A 2,151-nucleotide genomic window follows, 5' to 3' on the forward strand; every position below is an offset into this window, starting at 1 on the left:
ATCTGAAATCTGTCAGCTGTTACCCGTTGTCGTCGACTGCCCGCGGCCCGCTACCTGCTCAGCCGAACGGCCGGTGCTCCGGCACCGCGTCGTTCGCCTCCGCCGCGGGCTTCGCCTCCTCCACCGGCGCGGTGGCCGAGAAGTCCGACATCGCGAAGGGGTCGAAGTCCGGCGGCGGGATCATGACCGGCGTGCCCTTGCGGGGCGCTCCCTCGTCGCCCGCGGTCGTGACCGGGGCGGGCGCGGCGGCCACGACGGGCGCCGGGACGACCGGCGGGGTCGACGGCGGCGGTGGGACGGCCGGGCCCTGCGAGGCGAGGGTGGTGCCGAACGGGTCGTCCTTCTGCTCGGCCGCGACCGTCGTACCGAACGGGTCGGCGACCGCAGGCGCACCCACGGGCCGGGCGGTCGGCGCGTCGCCCGGTGTACCCGTGAGGGCCTCCGGGGCGAAGGGGTCGAAGTCCGGCGGCGGGATCATGACCGGGGTGCCCTTCGGACGGTCGTCCGGGGCCTGCGTGGCCTGCGCGGTCTCGGCGGCGGCCGACTCGGCGACCGGCGCGAAGGGGTTGAAGTCCGCGGGCGGGACGCGCACCGGCGTACCGCGCAGGTGCACCGGCACCTCCGCAGGCTCATCCGCCGCCCGCTGTTCCACCCGTTCCACCCGGTCCGCCCGTTCCGCCTCGACGGGAACGGCGGCCGGCGCCAGGACCGGCGGCTGGGCGGGCACCTGGGCGGGAGCGGTCGCCGGGACGACGGCCGGCACCGCGTCACCCACCGCCGCGGTGGGCGCGGGCTCGCCGTCCCATCCGAACTGGATGCTCTTCAGCAGCTCTGCGAACGCCTCCGTGTACAGCTCCCAGTCCTCCGGCCGTGCCGTGGACAGCTGGGCGCACAGCACGGTCGCGCCGTCCGGCAGCGGGACGAAGGCCTGGACGGCCGAGGTGACCACCCAGCGCCGCTGCCCGTCGGCCGCCAGGGATCCCGGCACCGGCACGGTCCGGCCCTCGACCAGGACGGCTGCCGGTCCGGCCGGCAGCAGCACCGTCCACACCTCGGCGTGCCGCCGGACGGTGGCCAGCTCGGTGGCGAGCGCGGTGATCGGCAGCGGGTGCCGGGTGAGGGAGACGACGAGGGCGGCGTCCGAGGCGCGGTCGTCGAGCTGCAGGGCGCAGACGCCCGCGTACGCGACGCCCGCGTCGCGGATCAGGTCGGCCAGGGTGGCGGAGATCACCGCGAAGTCGCGGCGCCCTTCGGTGCCGGTGGCGCTGAACAGTTCCTCGGCGACCTCCGCCAGGTGCCCGGACAGCTCCGCGGCCGACGCGACGGTGGCCGGGTCGGCCGGGTCGGCCGGGTCGGCGTCGGCGGGCAGCAGCGGCACCGTGCGGGCGGAGACACCGGGGGGACCGCCGGGGGAGGTGAGCGGGTGGAAGCCGGGCGGGACGACCAGCCGGACCTCGGCGCCCGCGCCGGTGGGCAGCTCGACCGGCTGCCGGGTCTGCTGTCCGGCCGCCAGCGCGGCCAGCGCAGGGGCGAACGGCGGGCGCAGCTTGGCGTCGGCGAACTCGCCGGTGACCGGCAGGTGGAACAGTGCGGCCGAGGTGGTGCCCCGGTCGGCGATGGCGCCGCGCACCGGTCCGCCGCCGTAGCGGGACTGCAGGGCGTCGATGACCCGGTCGGCGATCCGCGCGCCGGTACCGGGACGCGCGGAGCCCGCGGTGATCACCGTGCCGAGCCGGTCGACGGCGGCGTGCACCGGGCCGTTGGGGGCGAGCGGCAGGCCGAACAGTGCCTCGGCGGCGGGGTGCGCGCTCGTGCGCAGCGCGCTCAGCGAGGCCACCGGGTGGCGCGAGGTCTGCTCGTCGAAGAGGGCGTCGGTGAGCGTGCCGAGGGTCGCGCAGACCTGCTCGGCTGCCGCGAAGGGGTTGGCCTCCGCACTGAACTGGACGTCCTGGGTCAACTGGTGAGCCCCCCGCTCTGCTCCGTCTGCCGTCGGTGGTTCGGGTGGGACCGGGCCCGCCGCGGCGGCGCGCCGTCAAATCCCTGCCCATTCCTATCAGACCCGAATCCGCAGGTAGTGGCCGATGGCCAGTCAGTTGATCTTTGTGCTGGCCGTCGGCGTGTGTCCGGCGTGTGTGGGTAGGCCGGTGGCCC

Annotated in this window: 1 protein-coding gene; it reads right to left on the reverse strand. The window is 76.2% G+C overall.

Annotated elements, in window-relative coordinates:
- Positions 1 to 58: 58 nt before the first annotated feature.
- Positions 59 to 1,957 carry a hypothetical protein gene (locus tag ACIGG8_RS42830; protein WP_396553990.1) on the reverse strand — a complete coding sequence of 633 codons (1,899 nt, stop codon included), beginning with the start codon at positions 1,955 to 1,957 and terminating at the stop codon, positions 59 to 61.
- Between the last annotated feature and the right edge of the window lie 194 nt (positions 1,958 to 2,151).

The sequence above is a fragment of the Kitasatospora sp. NPDC085464 genome (genome assembly GCF_044541955.1).
Taxonomy (GTDB): Bacteria; Actinomycetota; Actinomycetes; order Streptomycetales; family Streptomycetaceae; genus Kitasatospora.